Annotated in this window: 23 protein-coding genes; 14 read left to right on the top strand and 9 right to left on the bottom strand. The window is 66.3% G+C overall.

The window, feature by feature from the left end; genetic code table 11:
• Positions 1–14: 14 nt before the first annotated feature.
• Positions 15–1292: a lipoprotein-releasing ABC transporter permease subunit gene (locus P8R42_03820; GenBank protein MDG2303777.1), complete on the bottom strand. Its 1278-nt coding sequence runs from the start codon at positions 1290–1292 to the stop codon at positions 15–17.
• The gene (gene lysS / locus P8R42_03815) at positions 1289–2761 is read right to left on the bottom strand and encodes a lysine--tRNA ligase (protein ID MDG2303776.1); all 1473 of its coding nucleotides are present in this window, start codon (positions 2759–2761) and stop codon (positions 1289–1291) included. The genes P8R42_03820 and lysS overlap by 4 nt, the downstream gene beginning before the upstream one ends.
• A 171-nt stretch (positions 2762–2932) precedes the next feature.
• Between lysS and gspC the strand changes: the two genes are divergently transcribed.
• The 12 genes from gspC to gspN all read left to right on the top strand — a co-directional run bounded on the left by gspC (position 2933) and on the right by gspN (position 14728).
• A complete protein-coding gene (gene gspC, locus P8R42_03810; GenBank protein ID MDG2303775.1) occupies positions 2933–3817 on the top strand; it encodes a type II secretion system protein GspC in 885 nt (294 codons plus the stop codon).
• Between the two features lie 119 nt (positions 3818–3936).
• Positions 3937–6087: a type II secretion system secretin GspD gene (gene gspD, locus P8R42_03805; GenBank protein MDG2303774.1), complete on the top strand. Its 2151-nt coding sequence runs from the start codon at positions 3937–3939 to the stop codon at positions 6085–6087.
• Positions 6087–7688, top strand: coding sequence for a type II secretion system ATPase GspE (gene gspE, locus P8R42_03800; protein MDG2303773.1), 1602 nt, complete (start codon positions 6087–6089; stop codon positions 7686–7688). The genes gspD and gspE overlap by 1 nt, the downstream gene beginning before the upstream one ends.
• A 9-nt stretch (positions 7689–7697) precedes the next feature.
• Positions 7698–8912 (top strand): type II secretion system inner membrane protein GspF, encoded by a 1215-nt coding sequence (gspF, locus tag P8R42_03795; GenBank protein MDG2303772.1) that lies wholly within the window; start codon positions 7698–7700, stop codon positions 8910–8912.
• Between the two features lie 21 nt (positions 8913–8933).
• Positions 8934–9374, top strand: coding sequence for a type II secretion system major pseudopilin GspG (gene gspG / locus P8R42_03790; protein ID MDG2303771.1), 441 nt, complete (start codon positions 8934–8936; stop codon positions 9372–9374).
• Positions 9371–9928: a GspH/FimT family pseudopilin gene (locus P8R42_03785; protein MDG2303770.1), complete on the top strand. Its 558-nt coding sequence runs from the start codon at positions 9371–9373 to the stop codon at positions 9926–9928. Before gspG ends, P8R42_03785 begins: the two co-directional genes overlap by 4 nt.
• On the top strand, positions 9925–10314 hold the full coding sequence (locus P8R42_03780) for a prepilin-type N-terminal cleavage/methylation domain-containing protein (GenBank protein MDG2303769.1): 390 nt from the start codon (positions 9925–9927) through the stop codon (positions 10312–10314). The genes P8R42_03785 and P8R42_03780 overlap by 4 nt, the downstream gene beginning before the upstream one ends.
• The gene (locus tag P8R42_03775; GenBank protein MDG2303768.1) at positions 10311–10937 is read left to right on the top strand and encodes a type II secretion system protein GspJ; all 627 of its coding nucleotides are present in this window, start codon (positions 10311–10313) and stop codon (positions 10935–10937) included. The genes P8R42_03780 and P8R42_03775 overlap by 4 nt, the downstream gene beginning before the upstream one ends.
• On the top strand, positions 10937–11884 hold the full coding sequence (locus P8R42_03770) for a type II secretion system protein GspK (protein ID MDG2303767.1): 948 nt from the start codon (positions 10937–10939) through the stop codon (positions 11882–11884). Before P8R42_03775 ends, P8R42_03770 begins: the two co-directional genes overlap by 1 nt.
• A gap of 5 nt (positions 11885–11889) precedes the next feature.
• Positions 11890–13260 carry a hypothetical protein gene (locus tag P8R42_03765; protein MDG2303766.1) on the top strand — a complete coding sequence of 457 codons (1371 nt, stop codon included), beginning with the start codon at positions 11890–11892 and terminating at the stop codon, positions 13258–13260.
• On the top strand, positions 13257–13829 hold the full coding sequence (gene gspM / locus P8R42_03760; protein MDG2303765.1) for a type II secretion system protein GspM: 573 nt from the start codon (positions 13257–13259) through the stop codon (positions 13827–13829). Before P8R42_03765 ends, gspM begins: the two co-directional genes overlap by 4 nt.
• Positions 13826–14728, top strand: a complete 903-nt coding sequence (gspN, locus tag P8R42_03755; protein MDG2303764.1) for a type II secretion system protein GspN — start codon at positions 13826–13828, stop codon at positions 14726–14728. The genes gspM and gspN overlap by 4 nt, the downstream gene beginning before the upstream one ends.
• A 112-nt stretch (positions 14729–14840) precedes the next feature.
• Here gspN and P8R42_03750 read toward each other — a convergent pair whose 3' ends face one another.
• From P8R42_03750 to P8R42_03720, 7 genes are all read right to left on the bottom strand, one after another.
• Positions 14841–15143 (bottom strand): hypothetical protein, encoded by a 303-nt coding sequence (locus P8R42_03750; protein MDG2303763.1) that lies wholly within the window; start codon positions 15141–15143, stop codon positions 14841–14843.
• Positions 15144–15460: 317 nt separating this feature from the next.
• Positions 15461–16714, bottom strand: coding sequence for a UDP-3-O-acyl-N-acetylglucosamine deacetylase (gene lpxC / locus P8R42_03745; protein ID MDG2303762.1), 1254 nt, complete (start codon positions 16712–16714; stop codon positions 15461–15463).
• 96 nt (positions 16715–16810) lie between these two features.
• Positions 16811–19099 carry a HAMP domain-containing protein gene (locus P8R42_03740; protein MDG2303761.1) on the bottom strand — a complete coding sequence of 763 codons (2289 nt, stop codon included), beginning with the start codon at positions 19097–19099 and terminating at the stop codon, positions 16811–16813.
• Positions 19100–19171: 72 nt separating this feature from the next.
• Positions 19172–20236, bottom strand: a complete 1065-nt coding sequence (ruvB, locus tag P8R42_03735; GenBank protein ID MDG2303760.1) for a Holliday junction branch migration DNA helicase RuvB — start codon at positions 20234–20236, stop codon at positions 19172–19174.
• Positions 20236–20814: a Holliday junction branch migration protein RuvA gene (gene ruvA, locus P8R42_03730; protein MDG2303759.1), complete on the bottom strand. Its 579-nt coding sequence runs from the start codon at positions 20812–20814 to the stop codon at positions 20236–20238. Before ruvA ends, ruvB begins: the two co-directional genes overlap by 1 nt.
• Complete coding sequence (gene ruvC, locus P8R42_03725; protein ID MDG2303758.1) at positions 20811–21425, bottom strand: crossover junction endodeoxyribonuclease RuvC; 615 nt, start codon at positions 21423–21425, stop codon at positions 20811–20813. The genes ruvA and ruvC overlap by 4 nt, the downstream gene beginning before the upstream one ends.
• Positions 21426–21427: 2 nt before the next feature.
• Entirely contained in the window at positions 21428–22180 is a 753-nt protein-coding gene (locus tag P8R42_03720; GenBank protein MDG2303757.1) for a YebC/PmpR family DNA-binding transcriptional regulator, read from the bottom strand.
• Positions 22181–22421: 241 nt separating this feature from the next.
• On the opposite strand from P8R42_03720, the gene P8R42_03715 reads away from it, so the two are divergent.
• Positions 22422–23108, top strand: coding sequence for a septal ring lytic transglycosylase RlpA family protein (locus P8R42_03715; protein ID MDG2303756.1), 687 nt, complete (start codon positions 22422–22424; stop codon positions 23106–23108).
• Positions 23109–23497: 389 nt separating this feature from the next.
• Positions 23498–24893: transposase (locus P8R42_03710; GenBank protein ID MDG2303755.1), on the top strand; the 1396-nt coding region annotated here is incomplete at its 3' end.

Genomic DNA, 24893 nt, shown 5'->3' with positions numbered 1-24893 from the left:
CCCACTTGCCGGCCTCACTCGTAGCGGATCACTTCGACGGGTGCGAGGCGGGCCGCCTGCCTGGCCGGGTAGATGGTGGCGAGGATGCAGATCAGGATCGAGGCGCCCGCCACCAGGAGGAAGTTCTCGGGCTCGAGCCGGACCGGAACCGTATTCACGTAGAAGACGTCCTTGGGCAACTCGATGAACTGGTAGCGCCGCAAGAGGAGCGACCCGCCGAGTCCTCCGAGGATGCCGATGAGCGTCCCCGTCACGCCGATCAGGGCGCCCTTAAAGATGAAGATCCGGCCGACGGCCTGATTCGACGCCCCCATGGACTTCAGGATCGCGATGTCCTTGCGCCGCTCCATGACGACCATGATCAGGGTCGCGGCGATGTTGAACGCCGCCACCAGGACGATCAGAAGCAGGACGACGAACTGGATGAACTTCTCGAGCTTGAAGGCGACGAAGAGGTTTCGGTTCACCTCCATCCAGTCGCGCGCGTAGTACGGATAGCCGAGCCGCTCCTCGATCTGGCCTGAAACCTCGCGCGCGGCGTTCAGGTCGTCGAGGCGCACCTCGATGCCGCTGACAGTGTCTTCCATCTTGAAAAAGCGCTGCGCGTCACCGATCGCCATATAGAGGATCGTCGAATCGTAGTCGTACATCCCGGAGTCGAACACGCCACCGACGGCATAACGCTTCACCCGCGGAACCATCCCGACCGCGGATGGCGTACCGAGCGGCGACATCAGGTTGATCCAGTCGCCGACGTCTACACCGAGAGTCTTCGCGAGTTCGAATCCGAGCAACACCTGCGGCACGCTGAATCGTTCCAACTCGCCATCGACGAATCGCTCGATCGGCATGGGCTTGCCGAGATCGTCGGCCGAGCCGCGCTTGATGTGACGACGCACTTCGACGACGTCGTCGATCCGAGCAGGCTCGACTCCTCGCACGACCGCGCCGGAGACCGCATCAGCGCTGCTCACCATCGCCTGGCCGTAAACGAACGGTGCCGCCTTCGCGACGCCAACCGTTCCCGCAACCGCCTGCTCGGCCTCGGCAGCTTTTCGCAACGTACCGCCGTGGCTCAACACGACGATCTGCGGATTGAAACCGAGGATTCGCTCGCGCAGATCCTCCTCGAAGCCCGTCATGACCGCGAGGACGATGCACAAGGTCATCACGCCGATGGCAACGCCCGCCCCGGCGATCAGCGCGATGAGCGAAACGAAGGCTTCGCGGCGCCGGGCGCGGAGGTAGCGCATCCCGACCGAGAGCTCCCAAGAGCCCCACCAGGACCTCATTGAGGCCTCAGAAGCGGGAAGAGGATCGCGTCGCGAATCGACGGGAGGTTGCAGAGCAACATGACCAGCCGGTCGATACCGACACCGCAACCGGCGGCGGGCGGCATGCCGTACTCTAGAGCCGTGATGTAGTCCTCGTCCATCGGGTGTGCTTCTTCGTCGCCGTGCGCGCGACTGGCGACCTGCGCTGCAAACCGTTCCCGCTGGTCATCCGGGTCGTTGAGCTCGGAGAACCCGTTCGCCATCTCACGACCCGCGGCGTAGAGCTCGAACCGGTCCACCAGGAACGGATCTCCGTCGCGCGGACGCGCGAGCGGCGACACCTCGCGTGGAAAGTCGATCACGAAGGTCGGCTGCACGAGCTCCGGCTCGAAGAGGTGCTCGAAGAGCTCCGTCGTAATCTTGCCGGCACCGGCTCCGGGCGGCGGCTGGACGCCGTGCTTCTTCGCGATCTCGGCTGCCTTGGCGTCGGAGCGAAGATCCTCGGGCGCACAGCCCACGCGCTCGGCGGTGGCTCCGACGAGCGAAAGACGGTTCCACGGCTGGCCGAGATCGATCTCCTGCTCGCCGTACGTGATCTTCGTTCCACCGTGCAGCGATTCCGCCAGCCCGACGATCATCTCTTCGACGAGCGGCAACAGATCGTCGACGCTCGCGTACGACTGGTAGAACTCGAGCATCGTGAACTCGGGATTGTGACGCGTCGACAGCCCTTCGTTCCGAAAGTTTCGCCCGATCTCGAAGACGCGCTCGAAGCCCCCGACGAGGAGTCGCTTCAGGTAGAGTTCCGGAGCGATCCGAAGCTGGAGCGAGAGATCCAACGCGTTGTGCTGTGTGCGAAAGGGCTTGGCCGCGGCGCCGCCCGCGATGGCCTGCAGGATCGGGGTCTCGACTTCGAGGTAGTCGCGCTTTGTCAGGAAGTCGCGCATCCCCGAGAGGATCTTCGCGCGCTTCTGGAACGACTCGCGCACCTCGGCGTTGTTCAGCAGGTCGAGGTAGCGCTGCCGGTAGCGGATCTCGACGTCGGTCAGGCCATGCCACTTCTCGGGCAGCGGATGAAGGCACTTCACCAGAAGGTGCATCTCAGTGGCGGCGATCGTGATCTCGTCGGTCCGGGTCCGAAAGACCGTGCCCCGGACGCCGATGCGGTCACCCAGATCGAGGGACTTCACGAGCGCGAACGTCTCCTCGTCGAGCTTGTCCTTCTTGAGGTACGCCTGGACGCGACCGGTCTCGTCCTCGATGACCGCGAAGGCGGCCTTGCCGAAGCTCCGCTTGGCCATGACCCGGCCCGCAACCACGACCTCACGGCCCAGGCCTTCGAGGGCCTCCCTGTCGTGATCCGCGTGCGTGGCCAGGATTTCGCCGGCACGGTTCTCGGGCCTGAAATCGTTGGGGTACGCGAAGCCGGATGCGCGCAGGGTCGCAAGTTTGGCTCGCCGGGTCGCGGTCAGATCGTCTTCGCTCACGGGGACTCGGCTCGAGCGGGCATCCTCACCATCAGGCCCGCGGGTATCAGCCCACAGTAACCGTCCAATCCGTGCCCCGTCAACGCGAGCCTCCCCCAGAAGTCCCGCCCCGCGGTGATACGAGCCGATTACTTGCAGGTCTGCGAGAATCGGATAGTTCATGGTACGGACGTGATCACGCGGATCGCTCGGCCCTACTGGGTCGCTGGCCGTCTGCTCCTTCTCGGGCTGGCGGCCCTGTTCGTCGCGACTGCGATTTCCAGCGTGGTACGGGGGCGCCTGAGTCGCGCCGGGATAGAGCGCGGCGCTTCCGCCTCGGCGCCTACGCGCGAGGCGAAGACAGATCCACTGTCGGCGTATCTCCCGATCGCCCGCAGAGACCTCTTCGCGGCCGTCCGGGACGAGGAGCCCAACCGTCGGCGCACCACCCAGGCCCAGGCGGGCCCCGCCGACCTGAAGCTGCTCGGAACCGGTGGTGCCGGCGACTTCCGCTTCGGGATCGTCGAAGACCAAAAGGCCAAGGAGCAGAAGCTGGTCCGCCTCGGCGACGGGCTGGACGGCGCCGAAGTCGTCGAGGTCGGCTGGCGGCGGATCGTGCTCCAACGGGGAGCGAAGGAAGAGGTTCTCACCGTCCCGCCGGACCTGGGCGTCAGTGCCTCGGCCAACAAGACCCGCACCCGGGCGGGATCGTCCGCCTCGAAGAAGGCCGCCGAGTCCAAGGTGCGGAAGCTCGGAGACGACCGGTTCATGATCGGGCGGGCCGAGGTCGACCACCAGCTCGACAATCTCTCGACGCTCTTCACCCAGATGCGCGCGGTGCCGAGCATGAAGGACGGCAACACCCAGGGCTTCCGGGTCTTTGCGATCCGTCGCGGCAGCCTGTTTCAGCAACTCGGGCTTCGCAACAACGATGTGGTACAACGCATCAATGGTACGGAGCTAACGGACCCGACGCGGGCCATGGGCTTGTTCGGGGAGTTGAAGGGGGAGAATCGACTTACCGTCGATGTGTTGAGGGGGGGGGAGCCACGGACGCTTTCGTACGAAATTCGGTAGTTGCCGTCCTGGCGGTTCTACTCTCCGGCCTCCTGCCGACCGTCTCTGCGGCGCAGGCCGATGCGGCCTCGCCCGGCGACGGCGCTCCTCATGCGCTCGGGCCCGACGAGCTCGTCCTGATGGACTTCCAGGACGTCGAGCTGCCCACGCTCGTGAAGTTCATCAGTGAGATCACCGGGCGGAACTTCCTCATGGACGAGAAGGTCCAGGGGCGGGTCTCGGTGGTGTCCCCCAAGGAGATCACGGTGAAGGAGGCCTATCAGGTCTTCCAATCCGTCCTGCAGGTGAAGGGCTTCACGCTCGTCGCCTCCGGGCCCATAACCAAGATCATCCCGATCAAGGACGCGAAAGCGACCCACCTGCCTCTGGCCGACGACGGCGAGGGCAACGACATCTTCGTCACGCAGATCGTTCCGCTCCTCCACATCGCGGCCGACGCAGCTGCGGCCCTCCTTCAGCCCCTCGTCTCGCGCGAAGGGCTGATCAGCGCGTACGCGCCCACCAACTCGCTCATCGTCATCGACACCGGGTCGAACATCTCCCGGCTCATGAACATCATCCAGCAGCTCGACGTCCCCGGGCAGGAGCGCACGGTCGAAGTCATTCCGTTGCACTACGCATTCTCCGGTGAGCTAGCGAGCATCCTGCTCGACGCCGTCGAGGAGGACGTGGCCACGACGAAACCGCGCCGCAGCGGAACGTCGGCCGTGACCAACGTCGCCTCCGGAAATCGCAGGTCCTCGACCGCGGGGAAGAAAGCCGCATTGAAGATCGTCCCCGAAGAGCGATCGAACTCGATTGTCGTGATCGGCAGCCCCTTCCAGATCCGGCAGGTGCGCGCGTTGATCGACAAGCTGGACGTACCGCTTCCGCGCGGCTCCGGCCGGATTCAGGTCTACGCGCTTCGCCACGCAGATGCGTCCGAGCTCGTTCAGGTCCTGGCCGACCTGCTCGGCATTTCGGTGAACACTCCGGTGCGTCAGTCCCTTCCCGGCCGTTCGGTCACTCAGGGCGGCGGGCGGTTCGGCAACGACTCGAGCTCACAGCCGTTCGGTCGCAGCACAATCGGCGGCCGCAACGCCGGCAGTCTCGGCGGACTCGGAGGCCGTACGCCTCCGTCCGCAGGCGGGCGCGGCCAGGGCGCGAGCAGCGCGGGCACTGGCGGCGGACCGTTCGAGCTGGAGGGCGATGTACGGGTCACTGCCGACCCGGCGACCAACTCGCTCGTCATCGCGGCGGCACCGCAGGACTACGACACGCTGCGCGGCGTGATCCAGCAGCTCGACGTGGCGCGACCGCAGGTGCTCGTCGAGGCGATCATCTTCGAGATCTCGCTCAACAAAGCCCGTGAACTCGGCATCGAGCTACAGGGCGGCACGTCAGTCGGCGACGGCAACGGAGTCCTGCTCGGTCAGACGAACTTCAAGAACATCGGCGCGCTGAGTTCCGCCCTCACGACCGGCAATACGGCCGCGCTCGGCGCCGTGCCCGGACTCCTCGGCGCACTCGTGAGCCAGCAGGTCATCCAGCTCCCCGACGGGACCGAAGTCCCCGCCGGCATCGCGATGATCTCAGCCCTCGAAGGCAACTCCGACATCAACGTCCTCTCCTCGCCGAACATCCTCACGTCGGACAACGAAGAAGCCGAGATCGTCGTCGGCCAGAACGTTCCGTTCGTGAGCAGCCGCTCGACGAACGAGACGAACCTCGCCAACACCTTCAGTCAGATCGATCGACGCGACGTGGGCATCACCCTGCGCATCACGCCGCAGATCACGCAGGGCGACAGCGTGCGACTCTTCGTCTTCCAGGAAGTCTCCGCACTCGTACCCACGAGCGAGGCGCAGGTCCTACAGCTCGGCCCAACGACGTCTCTGCGCTCGACCACGACCACGGTGGTCGTCGAGGACGGCGAGAGTGTCGCGATCGGCGGGCTCATCAGCGACCGTTGGACCGACACTCAGCAAGGCGTGCCCTACCTCTCGGACATCCCGGTGCTCGGCCAACTCTTCAAGTTCGAGACGAAGACGAAGGAGAAGGTGAACCTCATCATCCTACTCACGCCCCGCGTCATCCAGAATCAGAAAGAGATGCGGGTCGTCGCCGACGAGAGCCGCCTAAGGTTCCGCGATGCCGTACAGGGGCGCGAGGGCCGCTTCGGAGGAACCCTCGGCAGCCTCGTGCCGAACCGCCTCCGTTCCCTGCCCGCGGAGGAAGGGGGCGTCCTGCTGCCCCCCGTCGACCTCGGAGCCGCGTCGCGGGAGTACTGATGGCGGACGACGTCGCGGAGGTACCCGCGGGCCTACCCGATTCCGCGACCGCGAGCGCTCTCGCCAACCGCTTCGGCCTCGAGTTCCGGGACACGATCGAGGCGTCCCAACTCGACCCTGCGCTCGTCGCACGGCTCCCGATTCAGTACGCGCGACGCGCGGCCTGCCTTCCGCTGAGTCAACGGGACGACGGAGCCGTAGAGATCGCCCTTGCCGACCCGCGGGCAGCCCAGATCGTCGACGACCTGCGCGCGCTCTTCCAGCGTCCGATCGTTCCAGTCGTCGTCCCCGGGGCGGCAATCCTCGACAGCATCAACCGGGCCTACGACGACGCACAGGGCTCGGCCGAGGCGGTCATGGGCGACATCCAGGAAGGCGGCCTCGACGAAGTCGCCCACGAACTCGAGGAACCGCGAGATCTACTCGACGCCGACGACGATGCCCCGATCATTCGGCTCGTGAACTCGCTTCTGTTCCAGGCCGTAAAGGACCGCGCCTCGGACATCCACATCGAGCCCTTCGAGCGCGACGTCACGGTGCGCTTTCGCATCGACGGGATCCTCTATGACGTCCTGAAGCCACCGCGTCGCTACCACCCGACGATCGTCGCCCGAATCAAGATCATGTCGGGGCTCGACATCGCAGAGAAGCGCCTCCCGCAGGATGGTCGACTTCGCTTCCGCGTCGCCGGACGCGACATCGACGTTCGTGTCTCGATCGTCCCGACGCAGTTCGGCGAACGCGCCGTCCTTCGTCTTCTCGACCGAACGGGCGCGCTTCTCCGTCTCGAAGACCTCGGACTCCTCGGCACCAACCTGGACGACCTCGAGCGTCTGATCGAGAAAAGCCACGGCATCTTGCTCGTCACGGGCCCCACCGGCAGCGGCAAGACCACGACTTTGTACGCCGCCCTCGCCCGCCTCAACTCGAGCTCGCGGAACATCATCACGATTGAAGACCCGATCGAATATCAGTTGCACGGCGTCGGACAGATCCAGGTGAACCCGAAGATCGACCTCACGTTCGCAAGCGGCCTGCGGTCGATCCTGCGGCAGGATCCCGACGTGATCATGGTCGGCGAAATCCGGGACCCCGAGACCGCCGAGATCGCGATCCAGGCGGCGCTCACCGGCCACCTCGTGTTCTCCACGCTGCACACGAACGACTCGTTCGGCGCGCTTTCGCGCCTGATAGACATGGGGATCGAGCCGTTCCTCGTCTCCTCCTCCTTGAACGGCGTCATGGCCCAACGCCTCGTTCGTCGGGTTTGCCCGACGTGCCGGGTCGCTGAAACGTCCACCGCCGAGACCGAGCGGGAGCTCGGAATCCCGACCGGCACCGAGATCTTCGGCGAGGGCCCCGGCTGCGAGGACTGCAAAGGCACATCCTACCGCGGACGAAGCGGCATCCACGAACTTCTGCCGGTCGACGACGATGTGCGAACCCTCGTGATGCAACGCAGCGACGCCGCCGCCATCCGAAAGCTCGCAACGAGCCGCGGCATGCGGACCCTTCGCGACGACGGTGCCGAGAAGGTGACCGAAGGAACGACGACCGTCGCCGAAGTCCTCCGGGTCACGCAGGAAGACATCGTCACCTAGACCTGATCGATGCCGGTCTTCGCATACAAAGGCCTCGACGAGGGCGGCCGCAACGTCAAAGGCGTCGTCGAGTCCGAGAGCGCACGAAGCGCGCGGTCGCGACTGCGCAAGGGCGGCATCTATCCGACGGAGGTCGTCGAAGAGTCGACGTCACCGCAGGGAGCGGCGCTAGCGTGGCGACCGAGCGCGCGCGTCACGAGCGCCGACCTCGCGCTGATCTCCCGTCAGCTCGCGACCCTTCTTTCCGCCGGCATCCCGGTAGTCGAGGCGATCTCCGCGGTCGGCGAACAGTCCGAACGGCCGGCAGCCACGCGCGTCCTCTCCCATCTGCGCGACGCCGTGAGTCAGGGTACGTCGCTCGCGGACGCGATGTCCGAACATCCGACCGTCTTTCCCGAACTCTACGTCGGCATGGTCCGCGCCGGCGAGACCGCCGGAGCCCTCGACCTCGTTCTCGAACGATTGGCGACGCACACCGAAGCGCAGACCCGCCTGCGGGCCCGGGTACGGAACGCCCTCGCCTACCCCGTGATCATGAGCTGCATCTCGGGCGGCATCGTGCTCCTGATGCTCGGCTTCGTCGTACCGAAAGTCACGCGGATCTTCGCCGATCAGGAGGCCGAGCTTCCGTTGCTGACGCGCATCTTGCTCGGCGCCTCGAACGCGATCACCGAAAGCTGGTGGCTCCTGCTCCTGATCCTCCTTGCGCTGATCGCGGCGGGGACCGCGATCGTCCGACGACCCGATGGGCGAGCGTGGGTCGATCGGAAGCTGCTCTCGACGCCGCTCGTCGGTCCGATTCTGACCAAGGTCGCGGTCGCTCGCTTCTCCAGCACGCTCGCCACCCTCCTCGGAAACGGGATCCCGCTCCTTGGGGCGCTGGAACTCGCCGGGCGCGTCATCGGCAACGAAGCGCTGCGCGGAGCAATCGAAGAGGCCCGCACGGCCATCCGCGAGGGCCAGAGCGTCGCCGAACCTCTTCGGCGCTCAGGGCTCTTTCCCCCGCTACTCACCCGGATGATCGCGGTGGGCGAGCGCTCGGGCGAGCTCGAGCCCATGTTGGAGCGCGTGGCGGACGCCTACGAGCAAGACGTGGAGAGCAGCCTCGCCGGCCTCACCGCCGTCCTGGAGCCCCTCATGATCGTCGTGATGGGCGGAGTCATGATCTTCGTGGTGCTCGCGATCCTCCTCCCAATCTTCGAGATCAACTCGCTGGTCAGGTAGATTCGTGGGATGATCGACCGCATGCAGAGTTTGGTACCACGAAGCCGCCACCAGGCTGGCTTCACCCTCATCGAGATCATGGTCGTGGTCTTCATCCTCGGCCTACTGATCACCCTCGTCGCCCCCCGCATCCTCGGCCGCACCGACGAAGCACGGCAGACGAAGGCCGCCGCCGACATCAAGGCGATCGAGCAGGCTCTCCATCTCTACAAGCTCGACAACGGTTTCTATCCGACGACCGATCAGGGACTCGAAGCGCTCGTTCTTCCCCCCACCAGTGGCATGCTGCCGCGTCGGTGGAACCCCGACGGCTACCTGTCCAAGATCCCCGCCGACCCGTGGGACCTGCCATACGTCTTCCAAAGTGACGGCGGGAATTTCGTCATCATCTCGTTCGGCGCGGACGGAGCCGAGGGCGGCGAGGGTCCGGCCGCCGACGTCGACTCGAGAGATCTGGGATGATCCTGCCGGCCCGCCCGCGGGCCGAGACCCTACGACATGCCGGGTTCACGCTGATCGAGCTCGCCGTCGTGATGGGCCTGATCGGCTTGCTCGTCGCGTTCGTCGTACCGCGCGTCGGCGTACTCAGTAGCGCGGCTCTCGACTCGAGCGCGCGCCGTCTCGCGACACGCGTGCAGTTCCTTCGGGAGGAGGCCGCGATCCGAAACCGGTGGATTCGCCTTGCCGTGAACCCGCAACGCGGGACGTATCGGGCAGAAGGGCTCGTCCCATCCGCAGGCGGCGTCCGCTTCGCGCCTATCGACACACCGCTCTACCGCGAGATCACCGTCCCCGATCCCATCCAAATCAGCGTCGAAGGCCCCGGCGTCACCGCGAGCACCGAAGGTTACGACACCACCCTCTTCTCTCCCGACGGCTACGCCGACCCCGCACTCCTGTGGCTCGACGACGGCGCCGGGAGACGGGTCGCCGTCGTGATCGATCCGGTGAGCACGCGCGCCCGCATCCTCGACGACGACGACATCCCAACCGGACTCATGGGCTCGCTGCGATGAACCGCCGAACCCGACGCGGGGAGCGCGGCTTCACGCTCCTCGAGGTCATGGTCGCCCTCGCAATTCTCGCGACGGCGTTCACCGCTCTCCTCGGCCTTCACGCGCAGAACCTGAAGACGATCGCGCGAGAGCGGAGCTACACCGAATCTCTGTTCCTCGCCCGCGAAAGGCTCGCCCAGATCGAGCTGCAGGGTGCGCCGGATGTCGGCGAGACGCGCGGCGATTTCGAAGGGGAGTACCCCGGCGAGTTCCCGGGTTATCTGTGGGAACTGTACGTCAGCACCCCCGGCTTCTTCCAGAACGTGCGCGAGGTCACCGTGCGTGTGATCCCGCCCGACGGAATCGGCGGCGCCGCGGAACTCACGCTCTGGGTTCGGACGTCATGACTCCCCACAACCCAGCCGAGGCGGGCTTCACGCTGCTCGAGCTTCTCGTCGGAATCTCGATCCTCGCGATCATTGTCGTCGCGCAGGTCACACCGTTCCAGCAGACGATCGAGAGCCGCGACCGGGCGGAAGCATCCGTCCAGATGTCCTCGGCCGCACGGATCACGCTCATGCGGCTGTCGGAGGAACTCACGGGTGCCCTCGCCTTCGACGACGAGCGGCTTCGGTTTTCCCTACTCGACCGCACGTTCGACGAACCGGCGAGCGAGCTTCGGTTCGCAACCACAGGAGCCCGCCGCGTCCAGGGCGGAGCCCGCGACCCCATCGACGTCGTTCGATATTACCTCGAACGCGATCCAGACCGCCCGGGATCCATGCTGCTCATGAAGCAGCAGCTCCCGTCGGTCGCCGCGCAAGGCGTCGAGCCCGTGACGATGCTGGTGCTCGAAGACGTGCAGTCCTTCCAGGCAGAACTCCTGCCGCCCGGCGGTAGCTGGCTCACGCAACAGGAGCCCTCGGCCGAGGTGCCCCGCGCCGTCCGCCTCACGCTCTCCGTCGACGACGGCACGGCCGTCCCCACGAGTTACCGCACGACGGTGACCCTGCCGATGGGGGCGCAGTAGTGCACCCCCGCCGACATCGCGTGAACGGCGGCGTGCTCGCAAAGACGCTCCGGGACCAACAAGGCCTTGCGCTCTTGTCCGCGCTGCTCTCCGTCGCACTCTTGACGCTAATCGTCGTCGAGATGACTGACGCCACGTTCGTGCACAGCCACCTCACGCGGAACGCCGGCAACGCCATGGCGGCCCAACTTCTCGCGCGCTCCGGACAGGTCGGGGCGCATGAAGCACTCGGGGTGAGCGATGATCAGGTGCGCGGCTTCGTGAACACCTTTATCGACGCGTCCCCGCTGAGCCTGCCCACCGCCCAGGGGCACATGATGCAGATCGCGATCCGCGACGAGGTCGGCCGTCTGAACCTGAACGACGCGCTCGACAACCCCGAGCCCTTCGAGAACCTCTTTGCCGATTTGGACCTCGACCCAAGCTTGCTTCAGTCGGTTCAAGCCCGCCTCGAGGTGAGCGAGGACGGGAACCTACGCAGCTTGAGCGGCGACTGCTCCCTGCCGATCCCGTGCGAGCCGCGACGAGGCGAACTCCAATCCATCGACGACCTCCGCACGATCCGCGGATTCACCGATGCCGTCCTCGGCCAGCTCCGCCCGTTCATCACGGCCTTCCCCGCGAAGAAGGGAGACCAAGGGATCAACGTCCGCACCGCCCCACCCGAGGTCCTCCGGGCGATCGGGTGCGAGAATACGGATGCTCTGTCGGCGCCCCCGCGGACGTCGGACGACGTCCGGGCGTGGCTCGAAGAGGAGAACTGCCCGAGCGGCACCAAGCCCAAGCCGAAGAACCTCGACCGCAGCAAGGTCTACTCGATCATCTCGACGGCAATCGTCGGTGACGCGACCCAATCCGTCGAGGCCATCGTCGAGGTGAAGAGCAAAGCGCCCCTCTCCTGGAAGCAACGCCCCGTTTGGGGAGTCGGCCCCGGCGGGGTACCCTGAGCCGGATGCGTGCGCTGGGTGTGGATCGGGTGGAGGGCGGGTTCGTGCTCGCAGTCCTCGATACCGCGGGGCGAAGCCCCGAGGTCGGAGGCCCGTGGGTCGTCCCGTGCGGGTCCGAAGACGAGCGCGCCGGCGTGCTTCAGGCGGCCATCCAGCAGCACTGCTCGACCGCGCCCGACGCGATCGCGACGGCACTCGAGGAGGGCGTTGTCACGCACCGGCTCCTGCACCTTCCGTTCACCGAGCCGGCCCGGCTGAACGCGACCGTCCCGTTCGAACTCGAGAGCCTCGTCCCGTTCGAGCTCGACGAGGCCGTCACGACGTACACGGTCCTCTCCAAGACCAGCGGCTCCGATCTCCTCGCTTCGCTCACGCCGCGCAATGCGCTCGCGCGCCATCTGCAGGAACTGGCGGAGGCGAATGTCGACCCCGCTGTCGTCGACGTCGGCGCCCTCGCCCTTGCCGGTCTCGTGGCGCTCGGGCGACCCGATGCCCTGGTCGTCGAGCCGCGGCCGGGGGGTGTGGTCGCCCTGATCCGCGATGGACAGCTTCGCGGCCTCCACACCCTCGGCGGCCTCGACCGAGATGCCCTCGCGCGAGAGGTCCGCTGGCTCGCTCTCACCCTGGTCGGCGAGGACGAACTCCCGGCGGTCGTCGAGGTCGCGGTACCCGAGGACTCCGTGGGCGCCGCCCAAGCGCTCGGCGTTGATGCCGTCCCGTTGAACCAGGCGCTACCGCCCTGGGCCGCAGACGTTCACCCGGGCAGCCTCCGCGCTGTTGCCCTCGCCGCGAGGGCGGCCGCTGTCGCGCCGACCGGCGTCAACTTCCGCACCGGCGAGTTCGTGTATCACGCCCCGAGCGAAGAGGCGCGACGCCAACTTCGGCAGACGGCTGCCGTTGCGGCCGTAACGATCCTTCTCGGACTCGTCAGCTATGGCATCGTCGTGGCCGAACGAAATTCTGAACTCTCCGCGCTCCGCGAAGAGATCCGGACAACCGTCGCACCGATCGCCTCGAACGCCCCGGTAGGCCAGGAGCGCATCCGCCTCGAGGGCGCGGTACAGGGCCTCGAACGCCGCCGCGCCATGCTCGGCGGCTCGAGTGCAGCGCGCCCCCCTGTGCTCGATGTACTGCGCCTGATCAACCAGGCCGTACCCGCGACGACCCCGTTCGAGATCGAGGAGCTCTCTATCGACGCAGAGAGTGTCCGCTTTCGCGGACGGACTGACACCTACGAGTCGGTCGACGTCATCAAACGCGCGCTCCACGATCTCCCCGGCGCGGTCGAGCCCGACGTCCGCGACGTGAAGAAGGGAATCGACGATCGCATCGAGTTCCGCACCGCGATCGAGTTCGAGGAAGGAACCGCCGGATGATCGAGCGGCTTCTCGCAGGCCCGCGTGCCCAGGTGACCGAGTTTCTCGCCGGTCTCCAACCACGCGAACGGAGCATGCTTTACGGCGCGATGGGCGTGGCCGCTGTACTCATCCTCTGGCTCGGGGTGTACGAGCCGATGACCAACACCCTCACCGATCTCGACCGAAAGATCGCCATCGCACAGCGCGACGCGGCCTCGATCAACGCGCTGGCCGAACGGTATCGGACTCTCCGCCACGCCGTGGCGGACCTCGAGGGCGGCGGCGACGGCTCCAACGGCGGCGCCTCGCTCTTCTCGCAGCTCGAGTCCACGACCGTGCCGATCGTCGGCCGAGAGCGAATCGTCTCGATGAATCCGTCGAGCCGCCAGATCGGCGAGAACTTCGAAGAGGACCTGGTCGACATGCGGCTCGAGGCCGTGCCTCTTCGCGAGGTCATCGAGCTCCTCTACACGATCGAGTACAAGGACCCGCCGATGCGCCTCTCGCGCGCAGCGTTCAAGCGCGAGTACAAAGATCCATCTCTGATCGACGCGACCCTCGTCGTCGCCCGCCTGAGCCCGCGATGACCCCCACTTTGACCCGTGTTTCTCTCGGCCGTCTCGGCCAGGTCATCGGCCCGTGGAAGGGTGTCCTGGGCTATGGGGCGTTCACGATCGCCATGCTCGTCATCGCACTGCTGTTCGGACTGCCGCACGAGCTGATCGCTCGACGCGCGATCGACGAGGCCACACGCGAGATCCCCGTGCGCGTCGTCTTCGAGGACGTCGCCTTCTCCTTCCCGAGCGGATACCGACTCGAGAACGTACGCCTCTCGCACCGAGAGACGCCGCAGTACATGGCAGAGATCTCCGAGATCACTGTCAGCACCCCGCTTCTCGGCGTCCTCTTCGGCCCCATCGATTCGGCCGACTTCTCCGGGAGTCTGTACGACGGGACCTTCGACGGCACGGTTCAGACCACCAACGGCAAGGTCGACACGAGCGTCAGACTCGACGAGGTCTCCCTGGCCAAGCTGTCCCGACGCCTCCTGCCCTCGCCCGGCGCCCTCGGAGGAACGGCCTCCCTCGACCTCGAGCTGTCCGGCGACGGGCGCAGCACGCAGAGTTCGAAGGGGAAGATCAAGCTACGCGCGAAGAACGTGTCTCTCGAAGGCATCATCGCGCAGGGCTTTACCGTGCCCGATCTCACCTTCCAGACCGTGCGGCTCGATGCCGAACTCCAGGGCGCACGACTGCAGATCGACGAGTTCGAGGCGGCGGGCGACGAAGTGACCGTCGCGGCCACCGGCGACGTCCTCGTTCGAGACCCGGCGGCGCGAAGCGTACTCAACATCGATTTCCAGCTCGACGTCGCGGCCGACGCGCGGCCCGGGCTTCGCGTCGCCACCTCGCTACTCCCCCCGCGCAAGAGCGGCCAGAAGGGCTGGGCGGTCCGCGGCTCGCTCGCCTCGCCTTCCCTCCGTTAGCCGAAACTCAGCCTCCTGCGCAGACCCCGCAGATCTGCCCCGCTGGGTAGTTCTGGCTCATAACCGAACAGGAACCGCCGACGAGGATCGGCAGGCGGGTGGATCGGATGTCCTAGTCGCTGTTGTCGAGCGACGACGCGACGAACTTTACCAACTTGCAACTGGGGACCCCGACGTCGTTTCCCAGGATCGTCGTGTCTCTTACGATTACCTTCTCCGCGTCGATATCGGTGCCATTCCCGTGCAACATCAAGTCGGACAGACGAACATTCCCACTCGGCGCATTAATCGCAATGGTATGGCCGTGGGCATCGAGCGCGGCGGCGACGATCTTCTCATTCGCGGACACGCCCAGAGAGCAGTTGTGGATCTCGACATCCGTCAAGCAAACCTTCTGCGCGTCGATACAGTTCATAGCCTCGCCGATTGAGCCCGGACCATCGATCCTGCACTTGCCCCCGCTGCAGTAAATCCCGGCCTGGTCGCCGGAGATCGAGAAGCTCTGAGTTCGATACGCGCCCCACTCAGCAGTTCAACCGAGTGCCCGGCGAAAGCCGGAGAGCCTACCGCCAGGGCCGCCCAAGCCAGCGACAACAGAACTCTCAAACAGCTTCGCCTGTTTGAACGCCAGAACATTGCAGCCCCCTCCCAAGACGAACATCGACTACGAATCAGGCCGGAGACTCTCCCGCGCTCTCCATCAAGCACGAGCTTAGCCGCACAGGTCGATCTCTACGCCGCGGCTGCGAGGAGTGTCCTCACCATGCCGACGTTGTGCCGATGACCGGTCGCGCGAGCGACGATCCGGCCCCGGATGGGCCGTCCGAGCAGGGCGAAGTCGCCCATGACATCGAGGATCTTGTGGCGCACGAACTCGTCCTCGAAGCGAAGTTCCCCGTTCACCACACCGTCGTCACCGATCAGGATGCAGTTGTCGAGACGACCGCCCGCCGCCAGCCCGACGGACGCAAGCTGCGTGAACTCCTGGACGAAGCCAAACGTGCGCGCGGGCGCGATCTGATCACGGAACGACTCCGGTCCCGAATACTCGAACACGTAGCGCTGCTCACCCACGGGAGCCGGATAGTCCAGCGTGTAGTCGATCACGAAACCGTCGTAGGGCTCGACGACCAACGTCGCATTCTCTTCACGAGCCTCGAAGCGCTGGTCCACTTCGTAGAGCTTGATGCCGGCGCCGGCCTGTTCTTGTATGCCGGCCTCATCGAGCATCCGGCAGAACCCGAGCGCGGAGCCGTCGAGCGCCGGAACTTCGCCTTCCATCTTCACGATCAGGTTGGTGATGCCGTAGGCGTTCAGTGTCGCGAGGAGATGTTCGACGGTCTTCGCACCGAATCCGCCTCGGAACAGCGTGGTCGCGTATCCGGTCGAGTCGGCGAAATCGACGTGCGCCGGCACCGACTTTTCCGTCGCGAGACTTTGGAACACGATTCCGGTGCCGGGGCCTGCCGGATGAAGGATAACGCCGGTTCGGACTCCCGTGTGGAGCCCGTGCCCGCTCGCCACGACGCTCTTGCCGATCGTCCGCTGGGGGCGCACGCTCTGCGCGTCGCCATCGCTTGCGAGCGGAACGACCGACTCGGCCGGCGAGCTACCGTCGCCCTCGCCCTTCCCGAGCGCGCGCGCGATCGAGGCGAGGAGTGCGTCGAGAGAGAACGGCTTTTCGATGAAGTCCGACGCGCCGAGGCGAGTGGCCCGAACGGCGGCCTCGATATTCGCGTGACCGCAGATGATGATGACCGGAAGGTCCGCGTAGATGCGCTTGATCTCTTCGAGGAGCGAGATGCCGTCGATCTCGGGCAGCCAGACATCCAGGATGACGAGGTCGGGCCGCGTGGCGCGCAGCGAATCGAGGGCGGTCCGCCCGTCGCCCGCGTCGGACACCGTGTAGCCTTCGTCGGAGAGCACTCCGCGCAGAGTCTCGCGGATCTTCTCTTCGTCGTCCACGACCAGGATGTTGGTCGACATCTCTCGTTCTCTCTCCCGTAGGCGGAGACCCGTATCTCCGCGAGTGGCTGCGCTCGACCTTCTCTAGCTGAAAACCCGCCCGGAAGCCCTACCGATTCAGGTCTGCCCGGCGTCCCCCGGGGCGCCCGCCCGGCGGTAAGGGAACTCGATGACGAAGCGGCTTCCCTGCGGCCGATTGTCCCGGACCCGGATGAACGCCCGGTGATCCGCGATGACCTGGGAGGCGATCGCGAGGCCCAGACCGGTCCCCTGCGCCTTGGTGGAAAAATAGGGCTCGAACAGCCGCGCCTTCACCTCGGCGGACATTCCGGAGCCGTCGTCGGCGATCTCGAGCCGGACGAGACCACGGCTGGCCTCGAGCCGCGTCGACAGGGTGATGTGCCCGACGACCTCCCCTTCACCGTCGGCGACAGCGGCCACGGCCGGGTCCTGCCCGCGCGCCTGGAGGATCGACGCGACTCCGTTGTCCAACATGTTCGTGAGAACGCGGCGGATGCCGTCCCGGTCGAGATCGAGCCGCGGAACCCGCTCGTCCCTCTCAAATTTGAAGCCGATCTGGCGGTGCGCCTCACGGAACAGCCCGAGGGCCTCGTCCACGAGTTCGTTCAGGTCCGTCGGCAAGTGCGGCCCCGACGGGAGCCGCGCAAAGTTCGCAAACTCGCTCACGAGGTTCTTCAGAACTTCGACCTCGGCGATGATGGTCCGCGTACTCTGATCCAAAACGGATCCGCCAAGCTGCTCTGCGTATACCTTGCGCAGACGTTGCGCGGAGAGCTGGATCGGCGTGAGCGGGTTCTTGATCTCGTGCGCGATGCGGCGCGCGACCTCGCGCCACGCTTCCATGCGTTGGACCTTTCGGATCTCGGTGATGTCCTCGAAGAACAGCAGAGCCCCGACCGCATCGCCCTCCTCGATTCGCAGGACGACGCCGGACGCGAGGATGTCCGCGCCACCGTCTTCGTGCTCGATCGAGATCCGCTGCGGCGGCAGCTTCTCCCAGATACCCTGCTGCGCCCGCTTGTCGAGTTCGGATAGCAATTCGCGGATCGCGGCGAAGCGCGGACTCGAGAACCACTGCCGAAAGGGCATCCCAACCGCGTCTTCTTCGATGCCGAGCATGCTGCGCGCCGCCTCGTTCACGGTTTCGATTCTCGCCTGGCGATCGATCGACACCACACCACCGGCGATGTTGCCCAGAATCGTCTCGAGGGCCTGCCGGCGTTCCGCGAGCGCGGTGTGCGTGGTCCGCAAGTTCGCGGTCATCCGGTTGAAGGCGGTCACCAACGTGGCGATCTCATCGCTGCCCGACCCCTGCGGGATCTGCTCGTCGAGATGGCCCTCGGCAACTCGCCGTGTCCCCTCGGCCAGCCGTTGGAGCGGGCCGGTTAGGCTCCGAGCGATCGTAAAGCCAAGCCATGTTCCGCCGAAGACGACGACGAGAGACGTCAACAAGAGCGTGAGGACGTAGTTGTTGATCAGCGGGCGCCGCTGCAGACGGAGCTGCTTGTACTGCCGATAGCTCTGCTCGATCTCGTCGGCGCGTCGCTCCACGCTCCTCGGAACGCTCTGCTCGACGACGACGATCCCGCGCGTCTTCCCGGACTTCCTCACAATGCGGACCGCAGCGCGCAAGATCTCGCCGTCAGGAGTCGCGACGACCTCGGCGCTCTCGCCGTGCTCGATGACCTGGGCCAGGAAACCCTCGGACGGCGGCCAACTGAGACTCGGACTCAGGCCGGCGGCCTCGACGCGCTCCAGCGGCTTCCCCTCCATGTCGAAGATCTGCACGGTCGCGGCCTGGTACTCCTGCTGCTTCACTTCGATCAACCGCTTCTGCCCCGAGAGCTTCCGCTTCGCGGGGCCGAGCCGTCTGGCCAACTCCTGCGCCTGATGCAGCGCCGTCGCCATCGACTCGCGGTAGTACGTCTCCGACATGTCGAGTGAGCCTTCGAGTGCACTCTCGACCTGCACCGAGAACCAGTTCTCAATCGAGCTTTGAATGAACCCGAGCGCGACGATGAACAGCAGCACGGCCGGCGTGATCGCAACGGCGACAAATCCGAGGACGAGCCGTGTTCGCAGGTGCGAGCCGAGGACCCGTTGCCGACGCTCGATGACCAGCTTCACGATGTTCCGGCCGATCAGGAACACCACCAGCAGGATCAGAACGATGTTCAGATTGATGAGGAGGAAGAACGCGACGTTCTGGCTCACCGTCTGACTGCTGGAGAACGGAGGCATCCGCGTCTCGAAGACGAGGAAGAAGAGTGCAGCCGCGATGGCCGCGACGAGCAGAGTCGCCTCGCGGCGACGCCACAACCGACCGGCGCCCTCCCCCCCTTCCGGAGGTTCCGGCGACGGCTCGTTCTGGGTGTCGTCGCTCATCGCCTGAGTCCCCGAATCGCGACGGGCCCGAGGGCGAGGAGGACCCACGTTCGTCCGAGCAGCGGCATCAGGCTAGAGAAGACGGCCCTGGCGCGGCCCAGTCGGCACCTGCCGGCCAAAGTGATCGTAGGCGCGACGAGTCGCGATGCGACCGCGAGGCGTTCGTTCCAGGTAGCCCTCTTGTACGAGGAACGGCTCGTAGACGGCTTCGAGCGTCTCGCGTTCTTCCCCGAGCATCGCGGCGAGGCTCTCGACGCCCACCGGACCGCCGTCGAAACGATCGAGAACGGCGAGGAGGATCTGATGGTCCATCGGCTCGAGGCCGCCGGGATCCACGCGGTGCAACTCGAGACCGGCCGCTGCGATGTTCTCGTCGATCGGGCGAGACGGGTGCTCGACCTGCCCGTAGTCGCGCACTCTCTTCAGATGGCGGTTCGCGATACGCGGTGTGCCGCGCGAGCGCCGAGCGATCTCATCGGCTCCCTCCGCGCGCAGGTCCACGCCGAGGATCTCGGCCGACCGATGCAGGATGCGGGCGAGCTCGGCCACCGCGTAGAACTCGAGACGAAACGTCGAACCGAACCGATCGCGCAGCGGCGCATCCAACATGCCGGCGCGCGTCGTCGCGCCGACCAGAGTGAAGGGCTTGAGCGAGAGCCGCATGCTGCGGGCCGTCGGCCCCTGCCCGACGATCAGGTCTAGCTCAAAGTCCTCCATCGCCGGATAGAGCACCTCTTCGACCTTGCGCGGCAGGCCGTGGATCTCGTCGATGAAAAGGACGTCCCCTGCGTCGAGATCGGAGAGAATTGCCGCGAGGTCGCCCCCGCGGTCGACGGCCGGCCCCTGAGTCTTGCGACAGCGCACACCCATCTCGCGGGCGATGATCTGAGCGAGCGACGTCTTGCCCAGGCCGGGTGGGCCGCAGAGCAACACGTGGTCGAGAACGTCCCCGCGCTCCTGCGCGGCCTGAATAGCGATGCCAAGCGTGTGGCGGATCGCGTCCTGGCCGACGTAGTCGCCGAGGGCCTCCGGGCGCAGGGAGGCGTCGAACCGGACCTCCTCCTCCGCGGGGCCCAGTTCCGGGGCGGGCGCGGCGTCCTCCTCATCCAGGTCGGGCGCGTCGGGATCGAGCGCCATCAGCGCGCAAACCTCCGAAGAGCTTCCCGGATGGTCTCCTCGAGAGACAGGTCAGGCGACAGGGATTCCACGACTCGTTCGGCCTCTGCCCGTTTGTACCCCAGGTTGACGAGCGCCGACAGTGCCTCTTCGCCGGCCGCGCGGGCCGGGGGACCTGCACCGGGAACCTCCGCGGGCTCCCCGGAGCGCTCCTTCAACTCCAGGACGAGCCTCTCGGCCATTTTCTTGCCCACGCCGGGGATTTTGCAGAGCCGCGGAACGTCGCCCGCGCCGAGAGCGCCCCGCAGGTCCTGCGCGGGAATCCCGGAGAGGATGTTCAGGGCGAGCTTCGGACCGACCCCGTTCACGCCCCGCAGCCAGGCAAACAGCAGTTTCTCTGCGGGATCCACGAAGGCGTAAAGGACGAAGGCGTCTTCCCGAACGTGGGTCACGACGTCCACCTTGACCGCGGCGCCCTCCTTCGGGAGCTGCGAGAAGGCCTGCAGGGACACCATCACTTCGTACAGGACTCCGCCGACGTCGATTAGGAGACGACCGGGCTCTTTGTGCGCGACCTTGCCGCGCAGCCCGCCGATCATCGGCCGCCTCGCACCACGCGGACGCGCGCACGAACGGCGGGAGCCACGACGGTCGACGACCGCAGGCGACTCCGGAACCGGTCGTGACGGACATGACAGACCGCGACCGCCAGAGCATCGGTCGCGTCACCCGCGATCGCGTCGACGTTAAGCAGAGCACTCACGCCGCGCGCGACCATCTCCTTGGTTGCCGCGCCCGCCCCCGCGACAGCCACCTTCACCGTCGCCGGAGGATAGTCGACGACCGGCAGTCGACGGCGACCGGCGCTCGCCAGAATCACCCCCCGGACTTCGCCGAGGCGCAGCGCGCTCGCCACGTTCTTGCCCACGAATGCCTTCTCAATCGCCACGGCGTTGGGCTTCCACTCGTCGAGGATCGCCTCAATCTGTTCGCCGATCCTCGCGAGGCGTTCGCTGATCTCGCCGTTACCCGAAGCAGCAACGCCGGAACCCAGGCTTCGCAGATCTCCGCCGGCCTCTTCGATCAAACCCCAGCCCGTCTTCCGCGATCCCGGATCGACCCCGAGTACACGCACGTTCCGGCCCCACCCCTCTCCGCGTTCAATCGCGGCTCCACCTTCCCTGCGCGCGCCGCGGCCTCCGCGGACCACCGTCACGCTCCCAGCTGCGCCAGCGCCTCCTCGTCAAAGTCTGCGTTGGCGGCCACACTCTGCACGTCGTCGTTGTCTTCGAGGGCGTCGATCAGCTTCAGCAGCTTCTCGGCGTCGGTCCCTCCAATTTTCACGGTGTTCTCGGGCAGCATCGCGATCTCGGCGCTGTTGACCTCGATCGAGCCCTTCTCGAGCGAGTCCCGGACCGGCTCGAAGGCCTCGGGATCCGTCGTAATCTCCCAGACCTCGCCGGAATCGGCGACGTCCTCGGCGCCGGCTTCGAGCGCGAGCTCCATCAGGCTCTCTTCCTCGACCGCAGCCCGATCGACCAAGAGAACTCCCTTGCGATGGAACATCCAGTTCACACAGCCGGCTTCGCCCATGTTTCCGCCGTGCTTCGTGAAGACCCCGCGGACATCGGCAACGGTGCGGTTGCGATTGTCGGTGAGCGTCCGAACGAGGAGCGCGACACCACCAGGACCGTACCCCTCGTAGACGACGTCTTCGTAGACCGCGCCACCGGCGTCCCCCGTACCCTTCTTGATCGCCCGTTCGATGTTGTCATTGGGCATACTCGCGGCCTTGGCCCCGATGATCGCGGTGCGTAGGCGCGGGTTGAAGTTCGGGTCTCCGCTGTTGCCGAGGCGCGTTGCGACGGTGATTTCACGAATCAGCTTCGTGAAGATCTTGCCGCGCTTGGCGTCCTTCGCCGCCTTCTTGTGCTTGATTGTGCTCCACTTGGAATGGCCGGACATACTCGCAATGCTCCCGGGCCGAAGATTGCTCCAAAAAATGGAGGCGACCCGCTGGGCGAACCTAGCACAAAGCTTCCTCGGACTCACTTCCTCCGCCCCACCCCGATTGCTTCGGCCATGCGCCCCCCGCAGGCCCGTGCCGGCGCGGACCTTCTCTTTCCAAGCCCCGGAACCGTGATATCATTCCCATTGAGGATCCGGTCCCGTGGGGAGGTCGTGGAGGTGGTGGATGAGAGGATTCGTGCGAGAGCGCCCGGGGGGAGCCCCCGTTGTCTTCGCAGGCCTGGCGGCCCTGATGCTTCTCGCGCCGGCGTGCGCGACGCGGGCGCCGCAGAGTCCCAGCACGACGGTCGGGGTGGCCTCCTGGTACGGGCCCGGGTTTCACGGCCGCGCGACAGCGAGCGGTGAGCGGTACGATCAGAACGAGATGACGGCCGCGCACCGGACATGGCCTCTTGGAACGCCGGTTCGGGTGACGCATCTCGAGAACGGGCGCTCGATCGTGGTGCGGATCAACGATCGCGGACCGTACGTGGATGATCGGGAGATCGACCTCTCCTACGGCGCGGCGCAGCGGCTCGGGATGGTGCAGGCCGGGACAGCCGAGGTGCGACTGGATCCGATCCGGACGTACGAAGGGCCACCACGCGCTGTTCGCTTCGCGGTACAGGTCGGTTCATTCGTGACCGAACCGCATGCGGTCGCGATGCGCACGCAGGTCGCGAGGCTGCGCGGGATCGGGATGGCGCCACTGCGGCGTGGGCCGCGGGACGTCTATGTCGCCAAGGCGCACCGCGCCGAGCAGACGCTGTACCGGGTGCGCGTGGGACTCTGCGCGAACCGCGACGAGGCGGAAGACCTCGCAATCGAGTTGGGGCGCGCCGGATTGGATTCGCTGGTCGTAGAAGAGATCGTGGCGATTCACTGATTCGTAATCAGTAGGTCGCCGGCTCGATTCCGGCGGGTGGCTCTTTGGAAGTCTAGTATTATCAATGACTTTCGGGACCGGGCCAAGGCGACGATCAGCGTCCTGACCGCTCTTGTGTGCCAGGGGTGTGCCAACTTTCTGAAACGTTGTCCACACCCCGTGAATCGCAAGACAACTCAGCCACACTCAAACTGCCCCAGGATCACTCCGGACCAAGTGAGTCAACGCGCCGTCCTGAGGAACACTCAGCCACGGGCGATGAATCGCATTGCTTCACGAGCGCGTAGCAAGTCGTAAGGGACAGCCGGCCGATTCGGTGAGGCACCCGGAATTGCGGCCGGCTCTGCTCACCGGCCACGCCCGGCACGGATCGCGCTCCGCCGCCAGCCATGTCGAGCGACGCGGCGGCGCAGTGTGTACACGAGGGGACCGGGCCGCGCGTCGTCTACCGCCCGCGCTCGCCCAAGGACGCTGTACTGCACCGCATCGTCCGCGAACACCTCGAGACTTTCCTGCAAGAGGTCTCGAGCCGCGCAGGCGGCCACCCGCTACCCGCCTTCGTCGAGCGCGAGTTCCGCGACTTCATCTCGTGCGGCTCTCTCGCTCGCGGCTTCGCCCGCTTTCGATGCGAGAGCTGCGCCTTCGAGCACCTGGTACCCTTCTCGTGCAAGGGTCGCGCGGTCTGCTCGAGCTGCACCGGCCGGCGCATGAACGAGCGTGCCGCCGATCTCGTCGACCACGTCCTTGGTGGCTTGCCCATCCGCCAGTACGTCCTCACCGTCCCCCACCGCCTTCGCTACCTCATGGCCTTCGACCACCGCCTGTGCCGGGCCGTCCTCGCCGTCTTCAATCGCGCCCTCCTCGGCATGCTGCGTCGTCGCGCCAAGGAGAGCGGCGTTCCCGATCCCCGCAGCGGCACCGTCACTGCGATCCAGAGATGCGGCTCGGCCCTCGACGTCAACCTGCACTTCCATACTCTGGCTCCCGATGGAGTGTTCGACGCCAACGGTGAAGCCGACGCCTTCCACCCCTTGCCCCCGCCCACCGACAACGAGATTACGCGTCTCCTCACGACGGTTCGCCTCCGCGTGCTACGGCTCTTGCGAAGGCGGGGGCTGCTCCCTGGAGAAGACGCGGCCGCCCCGGCCGATCCAGCGGCGGACATCGCGCCCACCCTCGTCGGTCTTACCGCTGCGGTCGCGCGAGGCCGTGTAGCCACCGGCAGGCGCGCGGGCCAGCGCCTGCGCCGCATCGGCGCCGACCCCGACGCTCCCTGGATCCCACACGACGGCCCCCGACACGCGCACGAAGATGGCTTCGACCTGCACGCCAACATCTCCGTCCACGAGCGCGACCGCGCTGGCCTCGAGCGTCTGGCTCGCTACATCTTGCGTCCACCGGTGGCCCAGAATCGACTGCGGCTACGCGATGACGGCCTCGTCGTCCTCGAACTTCCCCGCACCTGGTCCGACGGCACCACGCACATCCTCTTCGAGCCGGGCGAGTTTCTCGAACGCTTGGCCACGGTCATCCCCCGGCCGCGCATCAACCTCATCATCTATAGTGGCGTCTTCGCCGGCCATGCCAGTGGCCGCGAGGCCGCCGTCGCACGCGCCGCCGAACCGGCCGGACGAAGCCACCAGCCCCCAGCTCCGCCCGACGATGAGGAGGAAGCCAAAGAACCCAGGCGTCGCCATCACCGGTGGGCCGACCTGATGAGAAGAGCCTTCGACTGCGACGTTCTACGCTGCCCACAGTGCCCCGGCAGGCTTCGGTTCATCGCCA

The sequence above is a fragment of the Candidatus Binatia bacterium genome (genome assembly GCA_029243485.1).
Taxonomy (GTDB): Bacteria; Desulfobacterota; Binatia; order UBA12015; family UBA12015; genus VGTG01.
The sequence above is the reverse complement of the archived record's forward strand: the minus strand, read 5'-3'. Positions and strand labels throughout refer to the sequence as shown.

What these genes read in the sequence shown, in the direction of transcription:
- P8R42_03820 (MDG2303777.1), bottom strand. Translation starts at nt 1,292, where the DNA reads ATGAGGTCCTGGTGGGGCTCTTGGGAGCTCTCGGTCGGGATGCGCTAC.
- gspD (MDG2303774.1), top strand. Translation starts at nt 3,937, where the DNA reads ATGGACTTCCAGGACGTCGAGCTGCCCACGCTCGTGAAGTTCATCAGT.
- gspE (MDG2303773.1), top strand. Translation starts at nt 6,087, where the DNA reads ATGGCGGACGACGTCGCGGAGGTACCCGCGGGCCTACCCGATTCCGCG.
- gspF (MDG2303772.1), top strand. Translation starts at nt 7,698, where the DNA reads ATGCCGGTCTTCGCATACAAAGGCCTCGACGAGGGCGGCCGCAACGTC.
- gspG (MDG2303771.1), top strand. Translation starts at nt 8,934, where the DNA reads ATGCAGAGTTTGGTACCACGAAGCCGCCACCAGGCTGGCTTCACCCTC.
- P8R42_03785 (MDG2303770.1), top strand. Translation starts at nt 9,371, where the DNA reads ATGATCCTGCCGGCCCGCCCGCGGGCCGAGACCCTACGACATGCCGGG.
- P8R42_03780 (MDG2303769.1), top strand. Translation starts at nt 9,925, where the DNA reads ATGAACCGCCGAACCCGACGCGGGGAGCGCGGCTTCACGCTCCTCGAG.
- P8R42_03775 (MDG2303768.1), top strand. Translation starts at nt 10,311, where the DNA reads ATGACTCCCCACAACCCAGCCGAGGCGGGCTTCACGCTGCTCGAGCTT.
- P8R42_03765 (MDG2303766.1), top strand. Translation starts at nt 11,890, where the DNA reads ATGCGTGCGCTGGGTGTGGATCGGGTGGAGGGCGGGTTCGTGCTCGCA.
- gspM (MDG2303765.1), top strand. Translation starts at nt 13,257, where the DNA reads ATGATCGAGCGGCTTCTCGCAGGCCCGCGTGCCCAGGTGACCGAGTTT.
- gspN (MDG2303764.1), top strand. Translation starts at nt 13,826, where the DNA reads ATGACCCCCACTTTGACCCGTGTTTCTCTCGGCCGTCTCGGCCAGGTC.
- P8R42_03750 (MDG2303763.1), bottom strand. Translation starts at nt 15,143, where the DNA reads ATGAACTGTATCGACGCGCAGAAGGTTTGCTTGACGGATGTCGAGATC.
- lpxC (MDG2303762.1), bottom strand. Translation starts at nt 16,714, where the DNA reads ATGTCGACCAACATCCTGGTCGTGGACGACGAAGAGAAGATCCGCGAG.
- P8R42_03740 (MDG2303761.1), bottom strand. Translation starts at nt 19,099, where the DNA reads ATGAGCGACGACACCCAGAACGAGCCGTCGCCGGAACCTCCGGAAGGG.
- ruvB (MDG2303760.1), bottom strand. Translation starts at nt 20,236, where the DNA reads ATGGCGCTCGATCCCGACGCGCCCGACCTGGATGAGGAGGACGCCGCG.
- ruvA (MDG2303759.1), bottom strand. Translation starts at nt 20,814, where the DNA reads ATGATCGGCGGGCTGCGCGGCAAGGTCGCGCACAAAGAGCCCGGTCGT.
- P8R42_03720 (MDG2303757.1), bottom strand. Translation starts at nt 22,180, where the DNA reads ATGTCCGGCCATTCCAAGTGGAGCACAATCAAGCACAAGAAGGCGGCG.